Annotated in this window: 3 protein-coding genes; 2 read left to right on the forward strand and 1 reads right to left on the reverse strand. The window is 39.6% G+C overall.

Annotated elements, in window-relative coordinates; translation table 11 throughout:
- Positions 1–116: 116 nt before the first annotated feature.
- Together RDS42_RS13755 and tagD are read left to right on the forward strand one after the other, a co-directional pair.
- Positions 117–1,502 carry a hypothetical protein gene (locus tag RDS42_RS13755; protein ID WP_308784157.1) on the forward strand — a complete coding sequence of 462 codons (1,386 nt, stop codon included), beginning with the start codon at positions 117–119 and terminating at the stop codon, positions 1,500–1,502.
- A gap of 31 nt (positions 1,503–1,533) precedes the next feature.
- Positions 1,534–1,938, forward strand: a complete 405-nt coding sequence (gene tagD / locus RDS42_RS13760) for a glycerol-3-phosphate cytidylyltransferase (RefSeq protein WP_308784158.1) — start codon at positions 1,534–1,536, stop codon at positions 1,936–1,938.
- Between the two features lie 14 nt (positions 1,939–1,952).
- On the opposite strand, the gene RDS42_RS13765 is transcribed toward tagD, so the two are convergent.
- The gene (locus tag RDS42_RS13765; protein ID WP_308784159.1) at positions 1,953–2,840 is read right to left on the reverse strand and encodes a polysaccharide deacetylase family protein; all 888 of its coding nucleotides are present in this window, start codon (positions 2,838–2,840) and stop codon (positions 1,953–1,955) included.
- Positions 2,841–2,984: the final 144 nt, after the last annotated feature.

The following is a 2,984-nucleotide window of genomic DNA, read 5'->3' on the forward strand; positions in this document are numbered from 1 at the left end:
AGCTGTAAAAAGGACTGTGACCTTCCGGATAGGAAAAGCTATTATGTTTGTACCCAGATTAATTGTAAAGTTGTTGAAATCTCTGATCGGGAAAGAGAAAAAGAAAGAGGGATAATATGAAACTTGAGACAATGAGGAAAAAAATTCTGATTTTCTTAGTGGTTTTTGCAGCGGTGTTCTTGTTTGGAAGCAGACCGGCAGAGGCTACTCCTGTAAAGTATAAAGTGGTTTTTGCAGATTCAAAAGGAAAAGTATCCTCAGAAAGGTTTCGAAAATGGGCATGCAAGGCAGAAAAAAATACTTATATTAATCTTCCGGAAGTCTCTGCTTCCGGGTATCGGTACTACTGGGTTCTTAAAACAGGACAAAAAGAAAAATTTTATGATCCGGGAGATCGTTTCCGTGTAAAAGAAAATACTAAATTTTATCTTTACCGATATAAACTGTACCAGGTCAGGTTTTATACTCATGATGGAAAGCGGGAGTATATTTCAAAGAGAAAACTAATGGATAAAAGGCAGTCGGTTACACTTCCTTCTGTGCCATGCGGAAGTACGTATAAAGGGATAGGCTGGACAAGTACAGTGAACGGAAGATATATCAGGAAGCCTGGAACAAAGGCTGCTGTAACTGGGAATATGAAATTTTATGCAGCAATAGAAAAGACGTCCTCTGTAACACTGAGATATTCCAATGGAAAATTATACCGAAGAATTTATACATCATCACAGCAGATTCCGGCATTTCCGGCAGTAGGTCTGAGAAATGGCGATATGGTTCTGGGGTGGTCAAGAGAAAAGGGAAAAACTATGGATCCGGAGTATATGACCGGAGACAGGATTCCTTCAAAAACAGGAACTTATTATATGGTAACCTTTCCGAAAGAAAGTGACAGGAAGCCTTCCGGTCTGTATATGCCGAACCGATATGACAGAGTATACTGGGTAGGGGATTCCAGAACAGTGGGGATTGCAGGTCTTATTAAAAAAGATGTTTCTCCGAATGTGAGCTTTATATGCAAAGGAAGCCAGGGACTGGAATGGTTTAGAAAAACTGCATTTAAACAGTTGTATTCTCAGGTTCGAAACAGACCAAAACAGGAAAAAAAGGCTGTGATCATTAATTTAGGAGTAAACGATCTTTATAATATCAATGCCTACCTCAGGGTTATGCCGGAATATGCCAGAAAATTAAAGGCTTATAACTGCAAAATGTACTATATGTCTGTAAATCCGGTAAACAGTGCGATGATGAGAAATTTTACTCATCGAAATCCGTACAGATCAGAAAAAAAAGTGCATGATTTTAACCAGAGGATTTACAAAGGGCTTTGTACAGGGAAGTCAAAAACATTTACTTATATTGACTGCTGCAGTTATTTAGAAAGAAAAGGATGGATCAGTAATCGTTATGATGGGGGAATATTGGATGGCCTTCATTATTCCAATGGGACATCTTTGAGAATCTATCAATACGGTATGAAAATGCTGGATAAAAAATAAGAAAGACTGCGAAGCGGCAGAAAGGAAAAAAATGAAACGCGTTATCACATATGGAACCTTTGATCTTCTCCATTACGGACATATTAATCTTTTGCGCAGGGCAAAACAGCAGGGAGATTATCTGATCGTTGCTTTGTCTACAGATGAGTTTAACTGGAATGAAAAGAGAAAAAAATGTTATTTCTCTTATGAAAAAAGAAAACAGCTTCTGGAAGCTATCCGCTATGTAGATCTGGTGATCCCGGAAGAAAGCTGGGAACAGAAGCGCACAGACGTAAAAGAATATCATGTAGATACCTTTGTGATGGGAGATGACTGGGAAGGAAAATTTGATTTTCTGAAGGAAGAGGGATGCGAAGTTGTTTACCTCCCTCGTACACCGGAAATTTCCAGCAGCCAGATCAAAGAAGATCTTCATGCAAATGAAAAAAATTAAAGGGCTGACCGGGATCATATCCCGGTCAGTTTGTCTAAGGAGGAAAAACGATACCCCATTCCTTCCCATTTTGTAAGCAGTTCATCCAGAATAGCGGCATTGGTAGAAGAGGTATTATGAAGCAAAACAATGGCGCCGGGATGTATTCGTGTCAGAAGCTTGTCAAATGCTTCCTGACTGGAGGGCTGCTGATCCTGAAGCCAGTCTACATAAGCAAGACTCCAGAAAAAAGTGGAATAGCCCAGATCTTTTGCCATAGAAAGATTTTGGATATTATAGATTCCCTGAGGCGGACGATAATATTTTTTCATTTCTTTTCCGGTGATATTTTTGTATAGCTCTTCTACCTGCTGCAGCTCCTTTTGAAAAGAACTGATGTCTGAGATCCGGGACATATCCGGATGTGTCATGGTGTGATTTCCTACAGTATGACCTTCTGAAACGATTCTTTTTATCAGATCCGGATTGTCTGAAATAAAATTTCCTACAACAAAAAAAGCTGCAGGAGCCTTATGTTTTTTCAGAGCATCCAGTATAGCAGGTGTGTTTCCGTTTTCGAATCCTGCATCAAAAGTAAGATAAAGTACTTTTTCAGCGGTATCCTGGGCAAAATACGCATTATATTTTTTTAGCTCTTCTATGGAAGCATTTCCTACAGGTCGTTTCCCCTTTTCCTGAAAGCTGAGTCCCCAGCTGTCGGAAGATGCGGAAAGGACAGAGGCAGCTGTACTTTCTGAAATGCTGGGAACAGAAGAGGTTTCTTGAAAGTTCCGGCTGAGCCAGGTAACAAGGCTTCCTGTACAGGATCCCAGAAGAAAAGCTCCTGCAAGGATTGCGGTAATTCTGCATCCGCGTGAATAGCGGGTAAAAATGGAGCAGATGAAATTACGAGATGATCTCATGTTTTTCCCCGGTGTTTTTTTACAGTATATGAGCGATCAGAAAAAATAAAACCAGGGAAAGGGAACTCTTTTTTTAGAGAGTGAAAGGAAAGTTCCTAAGAGGAAAAATTAAAATATAACAAAAATGTGAAATAAAGATGAAGT

Origin of the sequence: uncultured Blautia sp., assembly GCF_902497045.1 — a bacterium.
In the GTDB taxonomy this organism is placed as follows: Bacteria; Bacillota; Clostridia; order Lachnospirales; family Lachnospiraceae; genus Blautia_A.

Excerpts from the sequence above, each read along its gene's own strand:
- RDS42_RS13765 (WP_308784159.1), bottom strand. The coding sequence starts at position 2,840 with ATGAGATCATCTCGTAATTTCATCTGCTCCATTTTTACCCGCTATTCA.
- RDS42_RS13755 (WP_308784157.1), top strand. The coding sequence starts at position 117 with ATGAAACTTGAGACAATGAGGAAAAAAATTCTGATTTTCTTAGTGGTT.
- tagD (WP_308784158.1), top strand. The coding sequence starts at position 1,534 with ATGAAACGCGTTATCACATATGGAACCTTTGATCTTCTCCATTACGGA.